Consider the following 21669-nt stretch of genomic DNA (forward strand, 5'->3'; position numbering starts at 1 on the left):
GCTCCTGTATGACGAATACGCATGGTGTGCGGGCGCGTGACATTTTTGCCCTGGCGCTACCGGCCCTCGGCGTGCTTGCGGCGAATCCTCTGTATTTGCTGCTGGATACTGCTGTGGTTGGAAGGCTGGGCACGGTTGAGCTTGCGGCGCTCGCTGCTGGTACTGCGGTGCAATCTACGGTGACCACGCAGCTGACGTTTCTTTCCTACGGCACTACCGCGCGTAGCTCGCGTCTTTACGGCGCAGGTCGGCGTGCTGATGCGGTCGCGGAAGGCGTCCAGGCTTCGTGGGTGGCAATACTCGTGGGCCTCGGATTGGCGTCGATTATTTGGCTGTTCGCCGAACCCATCGCGTTCGCGTTGACTCAGAATGCGGAAACGTCTGCTGACGCGGCGCAGTGGATGCATGTCGCGGCGGTCGCTATTCCGCTGACGCTGCTGATTATGGCAGGTAATGGTTGGATGCGAGGAGTGCAAAACACCAGGCTACCGTTTGTGTTGACGCTGTGCGGTCTTGTACCCGGGGCGGTTCTATTGCCGTTGCTTGTTGACCACTTTGGGCTGGTGGGCTCTGCTGTGGCCAACGTAATAGGAATGGGAATTACCGCTTCACTATTCGTTGGGGCGCTTGTAAAGGAACATCGAGGAGAGGGCGCTGTTTGGCGCCCACAGTGGAATGTCATTGCCCATCAGTTGGTGCTTGGACGTGACTTGATTTTGCGCTCCGCCTCCTTTCAGATTTCGTTGCTCGCCGCTACCGCAGTCGCTGGTCGTTTTGGTGTCTTCGCATTGGCCGCGCACCAGGTGTTGCTGCAGTTGTGGAACTTCCTGAGCCTCGTGCTGGACTCGCTCGCAATTGCAGCTCAGACGCTTACAGGGGCTGCACTTGGGCAGGGAAACGTGGAGCGCGCAAGAAGGACAGGTGCAGCTGTTACGCGCTACGCTACGGTGTTTGCGGTTGTGCTCGCTGCGGTTTTTCTAGTGTTCGATGGGCCAATCCAGTCGATTTTTACGCATGATCCTGGCATGGCAGACGCGCTGACCGTCCCTTGGCGGTGGTTGGTGGCGATGATCGTTGTGGGGGGTGCGGTGTTTGCGCTCGACGGGGTGCTGCTTGGAGCGAGTGACGCTGTCTTCCTGCGCAACCTTTCGATTGGCGCAATGCTCGGTGGATTTTTGCCTTTGACGTTGTTGTCCATGTGGCTGGGGTGGGGTCTCGCGGGTGTGTGGGCCGGCTATTTTGTCTCAGTCGTGTTGCGTCTGGTGGGAGTGCTGTGGCGGTTCCGTTCGATGAAGTGGGCGCGCACCGGGGTAGAGGAGTGAGTACGTCATGCTAGGTCCGACACTGTGGGCGGTCAGCGACCTGCATGCTGCAGTAAAGGCGAATCAGGCCAAGATCGACCTCATTCAACCGCGGCATGAGGGGGATTGGCTGATTGTCGCGGGCGATGTAGCAGAGAAATTTGAGCTAATCGTCAACGTGATGGGTGTACTCGCTCAACGGTTTGAGAAAGTCATCTGGGCCCCTGGAAACCACGAGCTGTTCTCTAGCGAGCGATCACGCTACAGAGGCCGTGATAAGTACGTTGCGCTAGTCCAGGCAATGCGAGAACTCGGCGTTGTAACGCCTGAGGACCCGTACCCGGTATTCCACGGCATTACGGTGGCGCCACTGTTTACTCTGTACGACTACTCGTTTCGCCCTCAGCATTTAAGTGTCGACGCCGCGCTGAAGAAAGCTCGCGACAACAACATTCTGATGACGGACGAGTTTGCTATCCGCCCATTTGTAGATACTCGTGCGTGGTGCTGGGAGCGCTTGGCGTACACAACGAAGCGCCTTTCTCGCGTGCACGGTAAGACGATCTTGGTCAACCACTGGCCACTGGTAAAGGAGCCAACGCACCGCCTGTTCTACGGGGACATTGCCATGTGGTGCGGGACCCGGCACACGCGCAGTTGGCCTAAGCGGTTCCACGCACAGGCCGTAGTCTACGGACACCTTCATATCCCGGGGACCGTACATGTAGACGGCATTCCGCATATTGAAGTGTCGTTGGGGTACCCCAGGGAGTGGCAGCGCTGGCCAGAGGAACATCGTTGGCCGTACCCAGTCTGGGAGGTGAACCGCTAGTGCGCGATCTGTCATTATTCCCTCCCTCTGCGCGGTTCGTCTCTCTTCGAACCGATGACGGCCATAATCTCCGCAATTACGATAATCTCGACGAGCAGGAGAAAGGCGTTGTCCGCGGAGCCGTCGATATCCGGAAAGGGGAGTTCGGCGATGCCCGTTGGTGTGCGCACCGCGCCCTCGACGAACTAGGGGTCGAAGGTCCTCACCGCATCATGCGGGGCGAAGCTGGGATGCCGTTGTGGCCCGACGGCGTGTGCGGCTCCTTGACGCATACGGATGGTTTTCGTGCGGCGGTCGTTGCGCCACTCAACAAGGTGCGCTCTATCGGTATTGATGCTGAGCTGGCGGAGCCACTTCCGGAAGGCGTATTGCCCCAAATCGCGTGCCCAACCGAGCTTGAGATGTTGGACGCACTTCGGGCAGAGGGCTGCTTCTGGGCTGATCGGCTGCTGTTCTGCGCGAAAGAGGCCACATATAAGTGTTGGTTCCCGTTGGCGCGAAAGATGTTGGAATTCGATCAGGCGGAAATCTATATCCGGCCGAACGGAACATTTGTTTCGTACATTCTCGAGCGGCCGACGCCCGCTCCGTTCTTTGAGGGGCGCTGGGTGCACCGGGCTGGCTACGTCATCACTTCTGCGTTTCTGTTGTAGCGACAAACGCGAAAAACGGCGTTAGCGCTGACTACAGCGTGGATGGGCGCGCGACAAACACCGTGGCAAGACGCTTCTTGGATTCTTTCACAAGGGCGACGACGCGGCCGTCGTCACGTTGTGCAGCGTGTACACCCGAAAGTCCGCGAGGTTCGAGCCATTTGCCCATAGCGAGGGCGTCGTATTCATCGTTGGTGACGGGCAGTACCGGCCAACAGGTAGCGCAGGCTTCGTCGAGGGTGAGGCTGAAGCGCGGGTGAGCCTGGATGTCTTCCAGCTCCAATGCGTGCTCGAGGTTAAAGAGCCCGACTGTGGTTCGGCGAAGCGCAGTCAGGTGCCCGCCGGTGTGTAGGGTCTCACCTAGATCGCGTGCGAGCGCGCGAATGTACGTCCCCGAGGAGCAGTGCACACGGACATCGACGTCAATCCAGGTATCGACGCGAGCGATGCCCAAAATGCTGTACTCATGAATTGTTACTGGTCGGGCTGGGATCTCGACATCGTGTCCTTCGCGGACGAGCTGATGTGCGCGCTTGCCGTCGATTTTGATTGCGGACACGCTTGAGGGACGCTGCATGATATCGCCGCGGAAGCTGTCGATGGCGTCGATAATGTCGGCGTCAGTGACTGCATCGGTGGGGGAGGTGCTGACGACCTCGCCCTCGGCGTCATCCGTCGTGGTGGCGGCACCGAGCCGAATGGTTGCCTCGTACGTCTTGGTTTCCGCGACGAGGTGGGCGAGGAGCTTTGTGCCACGCTCGATACCGACAACCAGTACTCCAGTCGCCATCGGATCCAAGGTGCCGGCATGACCAACTTTGCGGGTCCCGAAAGCACGGCGAAGGCGTGCGACCACGTCGTGGCTTGTGAGACCTTGTGGCTTATCGATGACAACAATTCCAGATGTAGCGAGGGGATCACTCATAGCTCTTTAGTATGCCGTACGCTATTGCACGTGGATATTTTGCACGGTCTTAATGCTGTACCGGAATCGTTTGGTGCCCTTGACGGCACCGTGCTGACGATAGGGGTCTTTGACGGGGTCCACCGCGGTCACCAGATGCTGATCAAAGCAGCTGTTGATGAGGCGAAGCGTCTCCAGGTGCCATGCGTGGTGATGACATTTGAGCCGCACCCGGTAGCAGTATTTCGTCCGGAAGCCGCGCCCACGGCGCTGATGCCACTCGAGGAGCGGGCGCGGCTGATCGCTGAGCTTGGCGTGGACGCGCTGATCGTTATCGATTTCCGCAAAGAGCTTGCGGGGGAGAGTGCACAAGACTATTTCGACAAAGTAGTGATGGGCACCTTGCATGCTCGTCACGTCTTTGTGGGCGAGAATTTCACGTTCGGACGAGATGCTTCCGGCACGTCGCAGACGATGGTGCAGCTCGGTGAGCAGAATGGTGTTGATGTGACGGTAGTCCGCCTGCTGAAAGAGGGCGCGACAAGAATTTGTTCAACGGCGATTCGGGACGAGCTCGCACAGGGCAACATCAGCGTGGCTAAGGACTACATGGGCAGGCCGTTCTCCGTCGTGGGTCCGATCGAGCGGGGTGCTGGGCGAGGAGGTCGCGAGCTCGGTTACCCGACCGCGAATCAGTATGTTGCTGATGTTTCTGCCCTCCCGAAAGATGGGGTGTACGCGGGGTGGCTCACAATTATCGACGATGCCCCCATCGGCGGGAACATGGTTCCGGGAAAGCGCTACCCGGCTGCGATTTCAGTCGGCACTAATCCGACGTTCGGTGACAAGCGGCGCAGTGTCGAGTCCTACGTGCTTGATAGAGATGCTGACCTCTACGATCGGATGGCCCGCGTCGAATTTGTGGCGAAGGTTCGCGACATGGTCAAGTTCGATTCCGTTGACGAGCTTCTGGAGCACATGGCTCGGGACGTTTCCCGGACCCGCGAACTCTTAAGCGAGCCTGTTGCTGATTCCGTAGAATAAAGCCGTTGCTGATCTGTGTTGCTTGAAAGGTTTTTGCTGTGACCATCAAGATGATTCTCGACGTAGACACCGGTATCGACGACGCGTTGGCGTTGGCATATGCTATGGCTTCACCTGAAGTGGAACTTGTCGGCGTGACATCGACATATGGAAACGTCACGGTGGCTGATAGCGTTCGCAACAGTCTCGCGATTCTCGAGCTATTCGGGCGCACCGATATTCCCGTGTTCGCTGGCCCGACGCATGCTCGTGCCAAGGACAGCTTTGAAGTGTTGGAAATTTCGCAGTTCATTCACGGCGTAAACGGTATAGGGGAGGCGCAACTTCCGGATGCCCATCGCGCTGTCGAGGAAGCCTCCGCGGTGGACTTCATGGTCGACGCGTTCCACCGCTACGGCGACGAGTTAGTGGTTGTTCCTGTCGGGCCTCTGACGACGGTCGCAGCTGCCATGGAAGCCGATAAAGACTTTGCAGACAGTGCCAGGATTGTGATGATGGGCGGTGCGCTGACCGTGCCGGGAAACGTCAATACGTGCACTGAGGCGAACATCAATCAGGACCCCGAAGCTGCTGACTTTGTGATGCGCAGGGCGCAGAACCTCACCATGATCGGGCTCGATGTCACTTTACAGACGTTGTTGACGTCGAAGGAAACCGCGGTGTGGAAGGAGTTGGGCACGTCTCAAGGCAACTTCTTGGCAAAGGCGACTGACTTTTACATCAAGGCATATGAAACAACTTCGCCGCATCTTGGTGGGTGCGGGCTGCATGACCCGTTGGCGGTAGCAGTTGCGATAGATCCCAGCCTGGTTGACTGCATTGGTATAAACCTGCGCACGGACCTCGAAGAGCCAACTCGTGGACGAACGATCGGGGACCCGGAGCGTCTGAATGACCCGAAGAAGACGAGTCAGGTTGCAGTTGGTGTCGACGTTGATCGATTCCTCGATGAGTTCATGACACGTTTGACCAACCGGGCGCGCAGCAGCTAAAGTAGTCCAGGCTTTGTGCGAGTTGAGACTGTGGTTCGCAGCAGTTGCAGCACAAAGTGGTCAAAGTATATGCGGACTGAAACAAATGAGGAGTTTTTCATGGCGCTGAACGCTGAGAAAAAGGCAGAGATTCTGAAGACCTACGGTGTGCACGAGACTGACACCGGTTCCCCGGAGGCGCAGGTTGCGCTGCTCACCGAGCGCATCAACAACCTGACTGAGCACCTGAAGTTCCACCAGCACGACCACCACTCCCGTCGTGGCCTGCTGCTGCTGGTTGGTCGCCGTCGTGGTCTGCTGAAGTACCTGCGCGAGAACAACGTGGAGCGCTACCGTGACCTGATTGCTCGTCTCGGCCTGCGTCGTTAAGACAATCACGTCATAAGGCTTCAAACCCCCGCTCTGGCTTTCAGGGCGGGGGTTTAGCTGTGTCTGGAGCGTGGTGAAATCCCTGGCAGGGTGGTAGAGTGTGCTTCGTTCTAAATGACACAAAAGCGGCGACATCGATGATCGCCCGGAGATCCAAGGAGAGGGATCAATTGAGCAGTTTTAAGCCGAGAAATTCGTACGAAATCCACGTTGATGAAGAGTATGGGGTTACCGAAGCAGTAGCGTCGCTCGACAATGGTGATTTCGGTTCTCGCACCATTCGTTTTGAGACGGGCCAGTTGGCTCGCCAGGCAGATGGCTCGGTGACGACCTACCTGGACGATGACACCATGATGCTTGCGACGACGACGGCGTCGAATAACCCCCGCGAAGGCTTTGATTTCTTCCCTCTGACCGTTGATGTCGAGGAGCGAATGTATGCCGCGGGCCGTATCCCGGGCTCGTTCTTCCGCCGCGAAGGCCGCCCATCCACCGAGGCGATCCTGGCTTGCCGTCTCATCGACCGCCCACTGCGCCCAACCTTCGTGAAGGGGCTGCGCAACGAGGTTCAGGTCGTGATTACCGTCCTGTCGATCGCCCCGGAAGAGTACTACGACGTTGTCGCTATCAACGGAGCTTCCGCGGCAACGCAGCTTTCTGGCCTGCCGGTTTCCGGCCCCGTTGGTGGTGTGCGTATGGCATTGATCGCTGACGATAAACACCCAGAAGGCCAGTGGGTTGCATTCCCGAATCACGAGCAGCACCAGCGTGCCATCTTCGAGATGGTTGTTGCGGGCCGCATTGTTGAGCGCAAGCGTGGCCGTAAGACGGAAGCGGATGTTGCAATCATGATGGTTGAGGCAGGAGCTGGCGCGAACGTCGTCAAGCTGATCGCTGACGGCGCACCTGCACCTACCGAGGAAACCGTCGCAGACGGTCTGGAGGCTGCGAAACCGTACATCAAGACGCTGTGTGAGGCGCAGCGCGACCTTGCAGCTCAGTTCGACAAGGAACGCAAGGAGTTTCCGCTATTCCCGGCATACACCGATGAGGTGTTTGAAGCAGTGGAGAAGAAGGCATCGAAGAAGCTCGCTTCCTTCCTGACCATCGCTGGCAAGCAGGAGCGCGAAGAGAAGATCAACGCGTACATCGAGGACATCGAAGAAGATGTGCTTGACCGCCTCGACGTCGACGAAGATGACGACGATGTTGCTGCTGTGGTGAAGGAGATTCGCGCGGCGTACAACGCACTGCAGAAGGAGATTGTTCGAGGCAAGATCCTGAAGGATGGCTACCGTATCGACGGTCGCAGCGTGACCGCGATCCGTGACCTCGGCGTGGAAGTCGAACTGGTCCCGCGTGCGCATGGTTCGGCACTGTTCGAGCGCGGTGAGACCCAGATCCTTGGTGTGACGACGCTTGACATGCTGAAGATGGAACAGCCAATCGATTCGCTGAGCCCTGAGACTTCGAAGCGTTACATTCACCACTACAACTTCCCACCGTATTCGACTGGTGAAACAGGTCGTGTTGGCTCCCCGAAGCGCCGCGAAATCGGTCACGGTGCGCTTGCAGAGCGCGCGTTGTTGCCAGTGATACCTTCGCGCGAAGACTTCCCGTACACGATTCGCCAGGTTTCTGAGGCGCTGAGCTCCAACGGTTCGACGTCGATGGGCTCCGTGTGCGCATCGACGTTGTCGCTGTACAACGCTGGTGTGCCACTGGCTGCTCCGGTCGCGGGTATTGCGATGGGCCTTGTGTCGGGTGACGTCGATGGTGAGACGAAGTACGTCGCTCTGACGGACATTCTGGGCGCGGAAGATGCGTTCGGCGATATGGACTTCAAGGTGGCAGGCACCCGCGAGTTCATCACCGCCCTGCAGCTTGATACCAAGCTGGACGGCATTCCTTCTGACGTGCTCGCTTCGGCTCTGAAGCAGGCGCATGATGCTCGAGAGACCATCCTGGACACGATGGCAGAGGTCATTGATTCGCCGGATGACATGAGCTCGTTGGCGCCGAAAATCACCACGGTGAAGGTTCCTGTTTCCAAGATTGGTGAGGTCATTGGCCCGAAGGGCAAGATGATCAACTCGATTACCGAGGAAACCGGCGCGGACATCTCGATTGAAGAGGACGGAACCGTGTACGTCTCGGCAACCAGTGGCGAAGCAGCAGACGCCGCGATCGACAAGATCAACGCAATTGCTAACCCACAGTTGCCGAAGGTAGGCGAGCACTACCTGGGTACCGTGGTCAAAACCGTTGCATTCGGCGCGTTCGTTTCGATCGTCCCGGGAACCGACGGCCTGATTCATATCTCGAACTTGGGTGGCAACAAGCGCATCGAGAAGGTCGAGGACGTTGTCAACGTCGGTGACAAGATCGAGGTCGAGATTCGTGATATTGATAATCGCGGCAAGATCTCCCTTGTTCCTGTTGAGCAGGACAAGTAGTCTCACCGCTTAAAGAAGTGGCCAGGGCATTTACGCCCGGGCCACTACGCGTTTGCCGAGCTAACGGTGGACGTCAATAACTAGCCGTGTTGGACTTTCCAACACCGTGGCCTCAAACGAACGCTGCCGGTCGAGTCCGATGAAGAACTGCGACTGGTTTTCAAACGTGCCGCCGTTGGTGATCCCAGCGACGTTGCCGGTTGCCAGCTGATACGGGCCAGCGGAGATAAGATCAGGGTTGCTCGGGAGTCGATCCATCGGTGTGCCTTCGATGAGCACCTCCAAGATGTCGTTACCGGAGACCGCGAGCTCGTGGCCGGAGGCCTGCTGGAGTGCCTTATCGGTGTACTGAATTCGGTATCCAGGTAGGCCATTGCCTGAGAACTCGAAGACGACGCGGTCATACGTCTCATGGGTACCGACTCGAACATCCTGGAGCGTTAGCTCAGGGGCACCTTCGGGCGGAGCGAAGGCGTTGAGAGCGGCTGGGGCTGCGGGAGATGCCACAGCCGACACCGTTGACTCCGTAGCAGGTGCGTCTTGCGTAGTGGTAGCTGCAACGCTTTCAGGGGACGCGGTCGCTGCGGACGGCTCTGTCACTTCGGAGCCCGTGCCGCAAGCCGTGAGCAGTGCAGCCACGGTGAGGATACCGGGGAGGATCAAGCTACTCTTCATGCTTTTCGAGTGTACCGAACCACACCTGCCGCACGGCGCGCTACAGTGACAGCAGTAGAACGAACGCAACTCGCAAAGGCAGAATTGAGGAATGGATATGACAATCAAAGTCGGTGTTTTGGGAGCGCATGGGCGCGTTGGTACCGCAGTTGTAGCGGGCGTGCGCGCGGCTGATGATCTTGAACTTGTGGCCGAGATCGATAAAGACGACAGCTTAGAAAAACTGTTGGACGCTGGTGCCGAAGTTATCGTCGACTTCACCACTCCAGACTCGGTAATGAGCAACCTCGAGTTCTGTATCAAGCACGGCATCCACTGTGTAGTGGGCACAACAGGATTTGACGACGATCGCTACGACCAAGTACGCAGCTGGTGTGCTGCTTCGCAGGGCACTGGCGTTCTCATTGCGCCTAACTTCGCCATCTCAGCTGTATTGACGATGTCCTTTGCTCGCCAGGCGGCCAAGTTCTTCGAGTCAGCCGAGGTAGTTGAGTACCACCATCCGAACAAGCTGGATGCACCGTCCGGCACTGCGGTAAAGACAGCGCAAGGGATTGCAGAGGCCCGAAAGGCCGCCGGAATGCAACCTTGTCCGGATGCCACTGTGCAGGAACTCGATGGAGCGCGCGGCACGGATATCGATGGCGTCCGAGTCCACGCTGTGCGTATGACCGGAATGGTTGCGCATGAGGAAGTTATCTTCGGCACCGTCGATCAGTCGTTGACTATCCGCCAAGATTCCTATGGGCGTGATTCGTTCGTACCGGGTGTATTGCTCGGCGTGCGAAACGTCATGGATCATCCAGGCCTCACGATCGGCCTTGACAAGTTCCTCGGGCTGTAACAGATGCAGCCGCAGCGCCAACTCAGCATCCAGCTCGTGGCAGCATCAACGTTCGAACCGCCAGCCGGACTGGGCTGGCGGCCTTCATCTGGTGCAGCGGCGGCGGATGCTGTCGTCGAATTTGCAGGCAGGGCAAGCTATGACTCCTTCGGTGACAATGAGTCTCACACTTCGAGCACGGACGCCTTCCTGCATCACGTCATTGATACCGGCAACCTCTCGCTGCTCGAGCACGCAAGCGTGACGCTGTATATTCAGGGAATCTCAATGGCCACCAGCCATGAGATATTGCGACACCGAGACTTTTCAATCAGCGAGCTTTCACAGTACTCCTTACCTGAAGAGCAAAGAGGAGTCGTGGTTCCTAGCGTTGTACAGCGCGACGAGCAACTTCAACGGTTTTTCGAGCACGCGATTGAAGACGCTGCGTTTGTGCACGACGAATTGCATAACGCGGTGGAAGCAAGTCTGACGGATGAGAAGAATGTGTTACTGCGCAAGCAACAGGTACGCGAGGCAGCTATGGCACTTGCTCCGGCTGCGAGAGAAACCCGACTTGTTGTCAGCGGCAACCTCCGGACTTGGCGGAATTTTGTTGCGACCAGGGCAGCTGAGCACAGTGGGGAGGAGCTACGAGCGGTCGCCGTGAGGTGTCTGGAACTTTTGAGTGAGTGCGCACCCGTCTTGTTCGAGGACTTCGTTGTCACAACGCTGCCGGACGGGACTAAGAAGGCAACAACCCAGTACAAAACGTAGCGGTGGAGTTACATTCAGCCAGCAAAAAGGGTACGCTCTTTTGGCATGGGCACTTCTATGAAAGCTAATATCGGTGCTGACGTTTTCGGCACAGTCTGCGTCGCAATGGTCACGCCGTTCGATAAGCATGGCGAGCTAGACGTTAAGGCAGGACGAGCATTAGCTGCCCACCTTGTCGGCAATGGCATTGATGCCCTCGTGCTTGCGGGCACGACGGGCGAATCGCCAACGACAACCAGTGAAGAGAAAGTCGCGTTACTGAAAGCGGTGCGTGAAGAAGTTGGCGATAGCGCCAAACTTATCGCCGGAGTAGGCACGAACGATACCCGAAAGTCCGTCGCATTGGCGAAGGAAGCTGCTGAGGCAGGGGCTGATGGCCTCTTGGTTGTCACGCCGTATTACTCGAAGCCGTCTCAAGACGGCGTGTTTGCGCACTTCCGGGAGATCGCGTCTGCAACTTCGTTGCCGATCTGCCTCTACGACATTCCAGGACGCTCTGCGATTCCGATTGCTTCGGACACCATTGCGAAGTTGGCGGAATTGCCAACCGTAGTTGCGATGAAGGACGCGAAAGGCGACTTCTTCCAGGCAGCACCGTTGATCCAATCAACAGGTCTGGCATGGTATTCGGGGGACGACCCTCTGAACCTGCCGTGGCTGGCCATGGGGGCAACCGGTGTGATCTCGGTTGTAGGCCACGCAGCACCGCAAGCATTGCGCGAGCTCATCACAAGCTTCGAGGAAGGCGACCTCGTCCGTGCGCGGGAAATTAACGCCAACGTCATCGATGTTCTCGCACATCAACAAGCGATTCTCGGTGGCACAACATTTGCAAAGGCTGCTCTGCGTCTGCAGGGCATTGAAGTAGGCGAACCACGCCTGCCAGTGGTCGGAGCGACCTCTGAGCAGGTAGAGGTTCTCAGAGAAGATTTGAAGAAGGCTGGAGTCCTTTAAGTATGAACGAACCCCGTACACGCTCACGCAAAGTGACGCGTAAAGCAGGGCCACCTGAGGCCACTGAACAGAAGCCGGTGTTTCAGGCACCGAAGCAGGCCGCAGGAACCGCAAGTAATGAAGATGACAAGGGCCCTGAGAAGTCACAGCGGGATAGCAAGTCCCGGAACTCGAACGGAAATGGCGGTAACGGCAGGAATCGCCGACGCGGCCGTGGACGCGGTAACAACGGCGGTGGCCGTCGCAACCCGGTGAAGTCGATGCAGGGCGCAGACTTGACGAAGCGCCTCCCGGCTCCTCCGAAGGCACCGAAGGGAACCCTGCGTATTTACGCCTTGGGTGGTATTTCCGAAATCGGTCGTAATATGACGGTGTTTGAATACAACGGGCGCCTGCTCATCGTCGACTGTGGTGTGCTGTTCCCGAACTCCGGTGAACCAGGCGTTGATCTTGTGCTGCCTGACTTTGGTCCGATTGAAAAGAAGTTGGACAAGGTCGAGGCCCTGGTTGTCACACATGGTCATGAAGACCACATTGGCGCAATCCCGTGGCTGTTGAAGCTGCGCCCGGATATCCCGATTTACTCGTCGCGTTTCACCAATGCGCTGATTGCTGCGAAGACGAAGGAGCACCGTCAGCGTCCGAAGTTGCATGAGGTGAACAAGGATTCTTCCGTCAACTTGGGCCCATTCCACGTGCGTTTCTGGCACGTGAATCACTCCATTCCGCAGTGTCTCGGACTGTCTATTAAGACCGGCGCGGGTCATGTTGTGATGACCGGTGACGTCAAGGTGGACCAGACTCCGTACGATGGAATGCCGACGGACCTGCCGGCGCTGTCGCGTTACGGTGACGAAGGCGTCGATCTGTTTATGTGCGACTCCACGAACGCTACGGTGCCGGGTATTTCTGCATCCGAGGCCGGTATCGAGGAGACACTGACGCGTTTGGTGAGCCAGGCGAAGCAGCGCGTTGTGATTGCTTCGTTTGCTTCCAACGTTGCTCGCGTCCAAATGGCAGTCAACGCGGCTGTAGCGAATGGTCGCAAGGTTGCCTTCAACGGCCGCTCCATGTTGAGAAATATGGAAATCGCCGAGAAGATGAGCCTGCTGAAGGCTCCGAAGAACACGATTATCCCTATCGAAGAAGCTGCCAAGATGGCGCCGCATAAGGTTGTGCTGATCACAACGGGTACGCAGGGCGAGCCGATGGCTGCGCTTTCGCGTATGTCGCGCCGTGAACACCGCCAGATCACCATCCGCGACGGTGACATGATCATCCTGTCGTCTTCCCTGATCCCAGGTAATGAGGAAGCTGTGTTCGCGGCGATCAACAACCTCGCACAAATCGGTGCGACTGTGGTGACGAACTCCGAAGCTCATGTCCACGCTTCTGGCCACGGCTACGCCGGTGAGCTTCTCTTCCTGTACAACGCAGCACGCCCGACTTGCGCTATGCCTGTGCACGGTGAGTGGCGCCACATGCGCGCGAACAAGGAGCTCGCTATTGCGACCGGTGTGAAGCCGGAGAATACCGCACTTGCTCAAAATGGTGTTGTGGTTGACATGACGAAGGGCAAGATCAAGGTTGTTGGCCAGTACCAGGTCGGACAGCTTTATGTTGATGGCGCGACGATGGGCGACGTAGACCCGGACGTGCTGGCAGACCGCAGCTCGCTTGCCTCAGGTGGCGTTGTCTCGATTACCTGCGTGATCGACGACCGCACGAGTAGCCTCATTGAGGTACCGCGCGTCTCCACCACTGGTTTCTCTGAAGACGACCGTGACTTCAATAAGAAGGTCGTCGAGCGTGTCCAGGAAGTTATGGGTGATTTGGCTGCAGAAGGGGAGAATGACCCGTACCGCATGGTGCAGCAGCTTCGTCGTCAGCTCTCGCGAACGATTGAGCAAAAGTACAAGCGTGAGCCAGTCATTCTTCCAACCGTGGTTCCAACCGCGGCGGATATTGGACCGGCAGAAGACGCTGATGTTCAAGCAACACGAGAGTCGCTTTAATACCTGACACTTTTGTGAGCAGAACTATGGGCCCTGGCACTATGCTAGGGCCCATGTCATTTGCAAAGACTGAACGAAATCAACTCGCTGAACTGTTACTCGAAGTCGGGCCTGAAGCACCGACGCTGTGCGAGGGCTGGAACACTCGCGATTTGGCGACGCACCTCTATATCCGTGAACGAAGGCCATTGGCAGCCATCGGAATATTTGTAAAGCGAGCGAGGAAGTTTTTGGAGGCGGAGGAAGCCCGACTTGCATCATGGTCGTACGAGGATCTTGTGCGCCTCTGGGCTATCGGTCCGCCTTCGCTTTTCAAGCCGAGTGACGACACGTTAAATACAGCCGAGCACTTTATTCACCACGAAGACGTTCGTCGAGGTGGAGGTAAGGTCGAGCCTCGGCAGTTTAGCGCCGTCACCAACAAAGAACTTTTGAAGCTTGCGAAGCGGTTTGGTTCAGTCACGCTGAAAGGTGTTGCGGTACCTGTGATTTTGACGCCCCCGGACTTGCCTCCTGCGGTCATTGGCGAAGGCGTCGGCGTTTCAAAGCAGGGCGATAACGTCGTCCGCGTATATGGCGATCCCGGGGAACTATTGTTGTGGTCCGCCGGTCGCAGCGCGGTTGAAGTGGATGTAACCGGTGCGGTCGAAGCTCTTGCTGGAGTAGATATCAAGTTGTAGTACTTGATTCATTCGCCTGTAACAATATCTGTGGTTTTAGAGTGGCGGATGGTAATTATGGTGCGCAAGGTACTAGTGTGTAGCACATGTCTGCCAGGAAACCAGCGCCACGAAATACGCGAGCTTCGACAGGCCCGCGGGACCGTGCACGTTCAACGACGAGCCGTTACGGTGCCCCAGCGTCGATGACGCATCCACCGACCTCGTCCATGGTCGCGGCAGAGACTGCCGATGAACGGGTCGGGTCCGCGACGAGAGTCGTCGGAAGCTCAATTGGCAGTGCAGTTCGCGGAGCTGGTTCGTTGCTTACCAAACTTCGACCACGTCGTAAGGAGAGTTTTGACAGCGTGCCCGACGCAAACGGATACGATGACGAGGACGACAACTTCGATTTTCTTGACGACGGCCCCTCTGCTGAGGCGCCGCAACGTGAAGAGCACTCACGAAAGTCCAATCGCTCGTTGGGCATCTCGCGTGGCAACGTTGACGCGTACGGTTTAGTGCTCATTGGCCTTGCCGCGATCCTGGGCGCCTCCGTGTGGATGGATATCGCTGGCCCGATAGGCAACGTTATTGCGCAGGGTGTTCACTGGGCAATTGGTGCTGGTGCGCTTCTGCTTCCTGTGATTTTGGTCTGCATCGCTATCGCTCTCATGCTGAACGTGAAGGCAGAACCGGCAGTGCGTGCCAGGGTGGCGTCGGGCCTGTTGATTATTGGTGTTGCGATGCTTGGCATGATTCATGTCTTCGCTGGCAACCCTGCCGATTGGGAATCCCGCAAGATCGCCGGTGGGGTAGTGGGCACGTTCACCGGTGGTTTGCTCGCCGCTGGATTCTCCTCTTATGTGGCAGTCCCGCTGCTGGGACTTGTCATTGTTTATGGTGCGCTTCGTACAACCGGTATTACTGTGCGTGAAGCCTATGACTTTTTCACTGCGTGGCTTAGCTCGGTATTCCAGCGCCCCGAGACTGACGATGAGTCGGATCCTTACAGTGATGTAGGCCGGGACATTGACGCTATCGCAGAGGGGCGCCCGCGCACGTCGACAAAGCGCTCGCGGGTTGAGCCTGAATCGAGGAGCCCACGTGCCGGTCTTTCTCCACGTACCGCGGCAAAAAAACCAAGGGTTTCTGGGTTTTCGTCGTTCTCGGAGAAATTGCGAAAGGCCTCCACGCCGCTGGATAACTACCCGGCGGAGCCAGCGTCAGCGCCTCAAGCACAGGGTGATGAGACAGAGGTTTTCGATTTCGGTGAAGACTTCGATGCGCAGGAAGGCAGCGACGCCACTACGGTCATTGAGCGTCCTGCGACGAAGGCGGCGTCGAAACGTCAGCCTGCGCAACCCGAGGAGACGAAGATTCTGCCTCGACCTACGCTCGAGGAGGCTCAACGGGATGCCGTCGATCAGTCGCGAGACGCAGTTCGCCAGGCGGTCGTAGCGCGTTCAGGGAAGGACCCAAGCGCAACTCCACCTGAGGCGCCGAAGGATGGCCACGCGAAGAAGATCGACAGGAATTCCACCTACGTCGTTCCAACAACCGATTTGCTGCTCGCTGGCCAAGCGCCGAAGACTCGCACCGAAGCTAACGATCGCATGATCGAAGCCATTACAGAGGTCTTCGAGGAGTTCAAGGTCAATGCTATGGTGACGGGCTTCTCCCGTGGTCCGACCGTGACCCGCTACGAAGTAGAGCTTGGGCCCGGCGTCAAGGTGTCGAAGATTACCAACTTGCAGTCCAATCTTGCCTATGCAGTCGCGACCGATAACGTTCGTTTGTTGACGCCAATTCCCGGCAAATCTGCCGTCGGTATTGAGGTGCCGAATCAGGATCGTGAAATGGTTCGTCTGCGCGATGTCCTCGAAGCGCCGAATGTTGCTGCGGACGATGATCCTATGCTCATCGGCTTAGGCAAGGACATCGAGGGTGACTTTATTGCCTCTTCGGTACAGAAGATGCCGCACTTGCTTGTTGCGGGTTCTACGGGCTCCGGTAAGTCGGCGTTCGTGAACTCGATGTTGGTTTCCTTGCTGACGCGCGCAGCACCTGAAGAAGTACGTCTGATCCTCATCGACCCAAAGATGGTGGAGCTCACTCCGTACGAGGGGATTCCACACCTGATCACGCCAATTATCACGCAACCGAAGAAGGCGTCGGCGGCACTACAGTGGCTGGTGGAGGAGATGGAGCAGCGGTACATGGACATGAAGACCGCTCGGGTCCGTCACATCAAGGACTTCAACAAGAAGGTGAAGAGCGGCGAAATCACTGCTCCTGCTGGCTCCCAGCGCGAGATGCGTCCCTACCCGTTTATCGTCTGTGTCGTCGACGAGCTTGCCGATCTCATGATGACCGCGCCGAAGGAGATCGAGGACTCGATCGTCCGCATTACGCAGAAGGCCCGCGCAGCAGGTATCCACCTTGTCTTGGCTACGCAGCGACCTTCGGTGGACGTCGTCACGGGCTTGATCAAGACGAACGTGCCTTCCAGGCTCGCGTTTGCGACATCCTCGCTCACTGATTCACGCGTCATCCTCGACCAGGGTGGCGCGGAGAAGCTCATTGGCATGGGCGACGGTCTCTTCATCCCGCAGGGCGCCGGCAAACCGCAACGCATGCAAGGTGCGTTCGTGTCTGACGCTGAAATCCAAGCCGTCGTGGACGCTGCCAAGAGCCAGGACGAACCACAGTACGTCGAGGGCGTTACGGAAGAGAAGGAGTCCGAGAAGAAGGTTATCGACGACGACATCGGCAAAGACCTGGACGACCTGCTGGAAGCCGTTGAACTCGTTGTAACGGCGCAACTCGGATCGACCTCGATGCTGCAGCGGAAGCTGCGTATCGGTTTTGCAAAGGCCGGCCGACTGATGGATTTGATGGAGTCCCGTGGCATCGTTGGGCCATCGGAAGGCTCCAAGGCTCGTGAAGTGCTGGTGAAGCCAGAGGAGCTCGAGACCATTCTTTGGATGCTCAAGGGTGCGGATCCCGCGGACGCACCGAAGGACGTCGACGCACAACGTGGTGATGACGCCACTGCAGATGAAGATGACGTGAAGACGGTCGAAGCAACCTACAATCCCACCGGTGGAGCCGTATAACTGGTAGCGACTCCCCCTGATGGTGTAGCCTGGCATTCGCATTGGAGGGGAGTACCCCGCAAGTGCCTCAGATCGTCAACACGGAACAAACGTATCCCGGTTGAGGCAGCCGCGTAGCTACGTGGTGGGGGAGACCTCCGGTCTTTCTTTGTCCTATGCAACGACCGGAGGTAACCACGTTGAGTGTCCCCCTATGGATATGGCTGCTCACTGCAGCAATCATTCTGGGCTTTTTCGCCTTTGACTTTCTTACTCACGTTCGCCAGGCCCACGAGCCAACTATCAAAGAATCGGGCTTTTGGACGCTGTTCTACATGACGATGGCAGCGATCTGTGGCGGTGTGATCTGGTGGGAGTGGGACGGCGAGCACGGCGTCCAGTTCTTCACCGGCTACATTACTGAGCTGGCGCTGTCCGTGGACAACTTGTTCGTCTTCGCACTGATCATGGGCGCGTTCAAGATTCCAAGGAAGTATCAGCAAAAGGTGCTGCTCCTGGGCATTGTTATCGCGTTGGTATGCCGCTTGCTGTTTATTCTGCTCGGCGCAGCACTTATCGCGGCGTGGAGCGACGTCTTCTACATCTTCGCAGCGTTCTTGATCTACACGGCTGTCAAGCTCGTCTACGACGAAGCGACTGATGCACCTGAAACAGATCCGAACGATATGGCTGTCGTGAAGGCACTCCGTAAAGTCGTCCCAGTCACGAGCTCCTACCACGGTGACAAGCTGTGGTCGAAGACGAAGGAGGGCAAGTCCGCAGCGACCCCGCTGTTCGTCGCACTGCTCTCCATTGGGTTTATCGACGTAATGTTTGCGTTTGATTCGATCCCAGCAATCTACGGGATTACCTCTGAGGCGTACATCGTGTTTACCGCGAATGCGTTCGCACTCATGGGCCTTCGCCAGATGTTCTTCCTGCTTTCTGGCTTGTTGGACCGTGTGGTGTATCTGCCGTACGGATTGGGCGTAATTCTTGGCTTTATCGGCATCAAACTGTTGCTTCACGCGCTACACGAGAACAATCTGCCATTTGTCAATGGCGGTGAGAACGTGAGCGTACCGGAGGTCGGCACCGTTGCATCGCTCGGCTTCATTGTGGCAGTACTGGTGATTACCGTGCTGTGCTCCATGGTGAAGGACCGAGCGGATATCAAGGCTGGGCGGCGGGACCCGAACGGTCCGAGCTGGCACATTGACTATGACGACCACGGCAATCGCCGGAAAGTAGACAATCAGGGCCACCACATCGAGTGGATTGATGACCCTGCAACGTCGGGCAAGGGCGACCACACCGCCACTGGTTCCCGCGAGACGGATCACCTTCACGTCCAGCGCGGGAGGAAGTAGAACCTCCGCGGTCTAAGGGAACACCCGGGAAACCGGGTTCCACTCGTGGACCTCTCGGCTGCGCAGAGCGTTGTTCTGCCAGTAGGGGTCCGGGTTCATGAGTGATACTGCCTCCGCAGCATCGGCAGTATCTGGTAATTGCACGATGATTAGGGCCTTGCCGGCGTCGACTAGCGGGCCAGATCCGACAATCCTTCCGAGCTCTAGCTGCTTCGCGATGAACTCGCGGTGTGCGGGGCGCGTAGCATCTACGAGGTCCGTATTATCTGAGTACGTGTAATGGAATGCAAAATATTTCATAACACGCAGTCTAAGGGAAAGCATGGGATAGGTAGGGTAGAGGGCGTGACTGAAAAACCATCGAACTGGAACGTACCCAACGTCTTGACGTCGTTGCGAATCATTTTTATCCCCGTCTTCGCATGGTTGGCACTGGACCAGCGATGGGGTGCGGCGTTCGGTGTGTTCGTCGCGCTGATGCTCACGGACAAGCTAGACGGAACAATCGCCCGTACCTACAACCTGATTACCGACTTCGGGAAAATTGCGGACCCGATCGCGGACAAGGCCCTGATGATTACGGCACTTGTAGTACTCAACGTGGCGTCCAACCTTCCTGTGTGGATGACTATCGTCATCGTGGTCCGCGAGCTCGGCATCACCATGTGGAGAATGTGGATGCTGCGCAACGACCAAGTCGTTCCCGCGTCCAAGGGTGGCAAGGTGAAGACAGTGCTCCAGACGGTAGGTGTGGCGCTCTACCTGTGCCCGCTGCCTTCCTGGATGGACGCGCCGTCCTACGTTGTAATGGTGTTGGCCGTAGTCGTCACCGTGGTGACCGGCGTGCAATACCTTGTCGATGCTCGCAAGGTGAATAACTAATGCGAGGTACTGCATCCGATGTGATTGCGGAACTTACTAAGAGGGATGCAACAGTTGGGCTTTGTGAATCGCTCACTGCCGGTTTGGCAAGTGCCGCACTCGCAGGCGTTCCGGGTGCCTCCGCAGCGCTACGAGGCGCGATGGTGACTTACGCGACCGAGTGCAAAGTTACCTTGGCTGGCGTTCCCCAGGACGTCATCGATGAGTTTGGACCTGTTTCTCCGGTGACCGCGAAAGAGATGGCGAAGGCGGCAAGGCGGAAGCTCAACGCAGACTGGGGTCTTTCGCTCACTGGTGTGGCCGGGCCCAGTGAACAGGATGGCCACCCTGTCGGTGAGGTCTGGGTAGGGATCGCCTCAAGTGATGACTGTGAAGCAGTTCTCGCAGGCGACATACTTTCCGACGCCCCTCTCGTACGCGGAACCATTCCAGGATTCAGTCATGCCCGAAACTTGCTACAGGCGCCGCGCAACGAGATACGCGAGTGGGCTGTTGAAGCAGCACTTCGCGTCCTGTTGCATGCCGTGCGGGAACAAAAACACGTTGAGGGGAGTTATACCAAGTGATGACTACGACACTTCTAATCGATACGCCGCTTGAGCCCTCGTTCGATGCACAGGATGAGGTCGCTTTTCCATTTCGCGAGTCTGGAACCCGCCAGAAAGAACCGCTGCTGAGAGAGGCGCTAGGAATGTCACTGCGAGCTTTCCGGGCGGATAAAGGCGTGACGTTGCGATCTCTTGCTGCTCAAGCTCGAGTCTCTTCTGGTTACCTCTCTGAGCTGGAGCGTGGGCGCAAGGAAGTTTCCTCAGAGCTGCTCGCATCGATTTGCGAAGCCCTGGACACTACGGTTTCAGAAGTTGTTCTCGAGGCTGTTGCGAACCTTTCACTGCAATCGATGAACGATGAATTCGCTACGGCTGATGCGATTCACGCATAGCGGAGCAGCGCTGTAACAGATAGAATACGAAACAGTTTGGCCGTGGACACGGCCAATTTCAATGCTCAGCGAAAGGTAAAACGCAACACTATGGCAAACCCGTTTTCAAAATTCTGGAACTACCTGATGGCACTTTTCGACAACAAGATCGAAGAGAATGCTGATCCAAAGATCCAGATTGAGCAAGCAATTTCCGAGGCTCAGCGCCAGCACCAGGCGCTTTCGCAGCAGGCAGCCGCGGTTATCGGTAACCAGCGTCAGCTGGAAATGCAGCTGAATCGTCGCTTGGAGGAAGTCGAGAAGCTTCAAGCGAACGCTCGCCAGGCGCTCCAATTAGCAGATAAGTCCCGCTCCAACGGTGACGCACAGAAGGCGACCGAGTATGAGAACGCTGCTGAGGCGTTCGCGGCGCAGCTTGTTACCGCAGAGCAGGGCGTTGAAGACACGAAGGCGCTGCACGACCAGGCACTCCAGCAGGCAGCACAGGCAAAGCAAGCTGTGGAGCGCAACGCGGCACACCTGCAACAGCAGGTCGCTGAGCGCTCGAAGTTGCTGTCGCAGCTTGAGCAGGCCAAGATGCAGGAGAAGGTTTCCGAGACCATGCGCTCGATGAACTCGTTGACCGCCTCCGGCCCGAACTTGGACCAGGTTCGCGACAAGATTGAGCGCCGCTACGCGAACGCACTGGGTGCTGCAGAGCTCGCGGAGAACTCGATCCAAGGCCGCATGGCTGAGGTGGAGCAGGCTGGAATCCAGATGGCAGGCCACAGTCGGCTCGAGCAGATTCGCGCAGAGATGTCTGGCGAGTTGACCTCGGGAAAGGAACAGCAGTCGATTGAGCAGGGCAAGACCGGCGCCCCGCAAGCAAGTGAGGACGCCGTCGCACGTCGGATGCGTGAGCTCCGCGGCGAAGCCTAAAGCGTGG

At 57.4% G+C, this 21669-nt stretch carries 22 protein-coding genes; 18 read left to right on the forward strand and 4 right to left on the reverse strand.

Annotation, left to right across the window (positions count from 1 at the left end):
• Positions 1-8 precede the first annotated feature (8 nt).
• The 3 genes from QP752_RS04090 to QP752_RS04100 are packed head-to-tail and all read left to right on the forward strand — an operon-like array spanning position 9 to position 2786.
• The gene (locus QP752_RS04090; protein WP_284804567.1) at positions 9-1322 is read left to right on the forward strand and encodes an MATE family efflux transporter; all 1314 of its coding nucleotides are present in this window, start codon (positions 9-11) and stop codon (positions 1320-1322) included.
• A 7-nt stretch (positions 1323-1329) separates the two neighbouring features.
• Positions 1330-2133 carry a metallophosphoesterase gene (locus tag QP752_RS04095; RefSeq protein ID WP_070362308.1) on the forward strand — a complete coding sequence of 268 codons (804 nt, stop codon included), beginning with the start codon at positions 1330-1332 and terminating at the stop codon, positions 2131-2133.
• Entirely contained in the window at positions 2133-2786 is a 654-nt protein-coding gene (locus QP752_RS04100) for a 4'-phosphopantetheinyl transferase (protein WP_070362309.1), read from the forward strand. Before QP752_RS04095 ends, QP752_RS04100 begins: the two co-directional genes overlap by 1 nt.
• Positions 2787-2817: 31 nt before the next feature.
• Here QP752_RS04100 and truB read toward each other — a convergent pair whose 3' ends face one another.
• Positions 2818-3711, reverse strand: a complete 894-nt coding sequence (truB, locus tag QP752_RS04105) for a tRNA pseudouridine(55) synthase TruB (protein WP_284804571.1) — start codon at positions 3709-3711, stop codon at positions 2818-2820.
• 30 nt (positions 3712-3741) lie between these two features.
• Between truB and QP752_RS04110 the strand changes: the two genes are divergently transcribed.
• The 4 genes from QP752_RS04110 (at position 3742) to QP752_RS04125 (ending at position 8551) form a co-directional block, all read left to right on the forward strand.
• Complete coding sequence (locus QP752_RS04110; protein WP_284804573.1) at positions 3742-4734, forward strand: bifunctional riboflavin kinase/FAD synthetase; 993 nt, start codon at positions 3742-3744, stop codon at positions 4732-4734.
• A 38-nt stretch (positions 4735-4772) separates the two neighbouring features.
• On the forward strand, positions 4773-5726 hold the full coding sequence (locus QP752_RS04115) for a nucleoside hydrolase (RefSeq protein WP_284804575.1): 954 nt from the start codon (positions 4773-4775) through the stop codon (positions 5724-5726).
• Between the two features lie 99 nt (positions 5727-5825).
• A complete protein-coding gene (gene rpsO / locus QP752_RS04120) occupies positions 5826-6095 on the forward strand; it encodes a 30S ribosomal protein S15 (protein WP_070362312.1) in 270 nt (89 codons plus the stop codon).
• A 137-nt stretch (positions 6096-6232) separates the two neighbouring features.
• Positions 6233-8551 (forward strand): polyribonucleotide nucleotidyltransferase, encoded by a 2319-nt coding sequence (locus QP752_RS04125; protein WP_070362313.1) that lies wholly within the window; start codon positions 6233-6235, stop codon positions 8549-8551.
• Positions 8552-8611: 60 nt separating this feature from the next.
• Here QP752_RS04125 and QP752_RS04130 read toward each other — a convergent pair whose 3' ends face one another.
• Positions 8612-9226, reverse strand: coding sequence for a hypothetical protein (locus QP752_RS04130; protein ID WP_256020320.1), 615 nt, complete (start codon positions 9224-9226; stop codon positions 8612-8614).
• Positions 9227-9323: 97 nt separating this feature from the next.
• Between QP752_RS04130 and dapB the strand changes: the two genes are divergently transcribed.
• The 5 genes from dapB to QP752_RS04155 are packed head-to-tail and all read left to right on the forward strand — an operon-like array spanning position 9324 to position 14475.
• Positions 9324-10070, forward strand: a complete 747-nt coding sequence (gene dapB / locus QP752_RS04135) for a 4-hydroxy-tetrahydrodipicolinate reductase (RefSeq protein ID WP_071572535.1) — start codon at positions 9324-9326, stop codon at positions 10068-10070.
• Positions 10071-10073: 3 nt separating this feature from the next.
• A complete protein-coding gene (gene thyX, locus QP752_RS04140; RefSeq protein WP_070362315.1) occupies positions 10074-10826 on the forward strand; it encodes an FAD-dependent thymidylate synthase in 753 nt (250 codons plus the stop codon).
• Positions 10827-10871: 45 nt separating this feature from the next.
• Complete coding sequence (gene dapA / locus QP752_RS04145) at positions 10872-11780, forward strand: 4-hydroxy-tetrahydrodipicolinate synthase (RefSeq protein WP_070362316.1); 909 nt, start codon at positions 10872-10874, stop codon at positions 11778-11780.
• A 2-nt stretch (positions 11781-11782) separates the two neighbouring features.
• On the forward strand, positions 11783-13795 hold the full coding sequence (locus QP752_RS04150) for a ribonuclease J (RefSeq protein ID WP_256008110.1): 2013 nt from the start codon (positions 11783-11785) through the stop codon (positions 13793-13795).
• 53 nt (positions 13796-13848) lie between these two features.
• Complete coding sequence (locus QP752_RS04155) at positions 13849-14475, forward strand: TIGR03085 family metal-binding protein (RefSeq protein ID WP_284804583.1); 627 nt, start codon at positions 13849-13851, stop codon at positions 14473-14475.
• A 166-nt stretch (positions 14476-14641) separates the two neighbouring features.
• On the opposite strand, the gene QP752_RS04160 is transcribed toward QP752_RS04155, so the two are convergent.
• Positions 14642-14788 (reverse strand): hypothetical protein, encoded by a 147-nt coding sequence (locus tag QP752_RS04160; RefSeq protein WP_246814942.1) that lies wholly within the window; start codon positions 14786-14788, stop codon positions 14642-14644.
• A gap of 34 nt (positions 14789-14822) precedes the next feature.
• On the opposite strand from QP752_RS04160, the gene QP752_RS04165 reads away from it, so the two are divergent.
• Both QP752_RS04165 and QP752_RS04170 read left to right on the forward strand, forming a co-directional pair.
• On the forward strand, positions 14823-17573 hold the full coding sequence (locus QP752_RS04165; protein ID WP_284804584.1) for a DNA translocase FtsK: 2751 nt from the start codon (positions 14823-14825) through the stop codon (positions 17571-17573).
• Between the two features lie 179 nt (positions 17574-17752).
• Positions 17753-18922, forward strand: a complete 1170-nt coding sequence (locus QP752_RS04170) for a TerC family protein (RefSeq protein WP_256041703.1) — start codon at positions 17753-17755, stop codon at positions 18920-18922.
• A gap of 12 nt (positions 18923-18934) precedes the next feature.
• On the opposite strand, the gene QP752_RS04175 is transcribed toward QP752_RS04170, so the two are convergent.
• Complete coding sequence (locus QP752_RS04175; protein ID WP_070362320.1) at positions 18935-19222, reverse strand: YciI family protein; 288 nt, start codon at positions 19220-19222, stop codon at positions 18935-18937.
• 45 nt (positions 19223-19267) lie between these two features.
• On the opposite strand from QP752_RS04175, the gene pgsA reads away from it, so the two are divergent.
• The 4 genes from pgsA to QP752_RS04195 all read left to right on the forward strand — a co-directional run bounded on the left by pgsA (position 19268) and on the right by QP752_RS04195 (position 21662).
• A complete protein-coding gene (gene pgsA / locus QP752_RS04180) occupies positions 19268-19804 on the forward strand; it encodes a CDP-diacylglycerol--glycerol-3-phosphate 3-phosphatidyltransferase (RefSeq protein ID WP_240492803.1) in 537 nt (178 codons plus the stop codon).
• Positions 19804-20370: a CinA family protein gene (locus QP752_RS04185; RefSeq protein WP_070362321.1), complete on the forward strand. Its 567-nt coding sequence runs from the start codon at positions 19804-19806 to the stop codon at positions 20368-20370. The genes pgsA and QP752_RS04185 overlap by 1 nt, the downstream gene beginning before the upstream one ends.
• A complete protein-coding gene (locus QP752_RS04190) occupies positions 20370-20744 on the forward strand; it encodes a helix-turn-helix domain-containing protein (protein ID WP_083290921.1) in 375 nt (124 codons plus the stop codon). Before QP752_RS04185 ends, QP752_RS04190 begins: the two co-directional genes overlap by 1 nt.
• 90 nt (positions 20745-20834) lie before the next feature.
• Positions 20835-21662 carry a PspA/IM30 family protein gene (locus QP752_RS04195; RefSeq protein ID WP_070977168.1) on the forward strand — a complete coding sequence of 276 codons (828 nt, stop codon included), beginning with the start codon at positions 20835-20837 and terminating at the stop codon, positions 21660-21662.
• The last annotated feature ends 7 nt before the right edge of the window (positions 21663-21669 follow it).

Origin of the sequence: Corynebacterium sp. UMB10321 (assembly GCF_030228725.1) — a bacterium.
Taxonomy (GTDB): Bacteria; Actinomycetota; Actinomycetes; order Mycobacteriales; family Mycobacteriaceae; genus Corynebacterium; species Corynebacterium pseudogenitalium.

Bases quoted from the DNA above. Each gene is read 5' to 3' on its own strand.
- QP752_RS04090 (WP_284804567.1), top strand. From the start codon at position 9: ATGACGAATACGCATGGTGTGCGGGCGCGTGACATTTTTGCCCTGGCG.
- QP752_RS04095 (WP_070362308.1), top strand. From the start codon at position 1,330: ATGCTAGGTCCGACACTGTGGGCGGTCAGCGACCTGCATGCTGCAGTA.
- truB (WP_284804571.1), bottom strand. From the start codon at position 3,711: ATGAGTGATCCCCTCGCTACATCTGGAATTGTTGTCATCGATAAGCCA.
- rpsO (WP_070362312.1), top strand. From the start codon at position 5,826: ATGGCGCTGAACGCTGAGAAAAAGGCAGAGATTCTGAAGACCTACGGT.
- QP752_RS04125 (WP_070362313.1), top strand. From the start codon at position 6,233: ATGATCGCCCGGAGATCCAAGGAGAGGGATCAATTGAGCAGTTTTAAG.
- QP752_RS04130 (WP_256020320.1), bottom strand. From the start codon at position 9,226: ATGAAGAGTAGCTTGATCCTCCCCGGTATCCTCACCGTGGCTGCACTG.
- dapB (WP_071572535.1), top strand. From the start codon at position 9,324: ATGACAATCAAAGTCGGTGTTTTGGGAGCGCATGGGCGCGTTGGTACC.
- thyX (WP_070362315.1), top strand. From the start codon at position 10,074: ATGCAGCCGCAGCGCCAACTCAGCATCCAGCTCGTGGCAGCATCAACG.
- dapA (WP_070362316.1), top strand. From the start codon at position 10,872: ATGGGCACTTCTATGAAAGCTAATATCGGTGCTGACGTTTTCGGCACA.
- QP752_RS04150 (WP_256008110.1), top strand. From the start codon at position 11,783: ATGAACGAACCCCGTACACGCTCACGCAAAGTGACGCGTAAAGCAGGG.
- QP752_RS04155 (WP_284804583.1), top strand. From the start codon at position 13,849: ATGTCATTTGCAAAGACTGAACGAAATCAACTCGCTGAACTGTTACTC.
- QP752_RS04175 (WP_070362320.1), bottom strand. From the start codon at position 19,222: ATGAAATATTTTGCATTCCATTACACGTACTCAGATAATACGGACCTC.
- QP752_RS04185 (WP_070362321.1), top strand. From the start codon at position 19,804: ATGCGAGGTACTGCATCCGATGTGATTGCGGAACTTACTAAGAGGGAT.
- QP752_RS04190 (WP_083290921.1), top strand. From the start codon at position 20,370: ATGACTACGACACTTCTAATCGATACGCCGCTTGAGCCCTCGTTCGAT.
- QP752_RS04195 (WP_070977168.1), top strand. From the start codon at position 20,835: ATGGCAAACCCGTTTTCAAAATTCTGGAACTACCTGATGGCACTTTTC.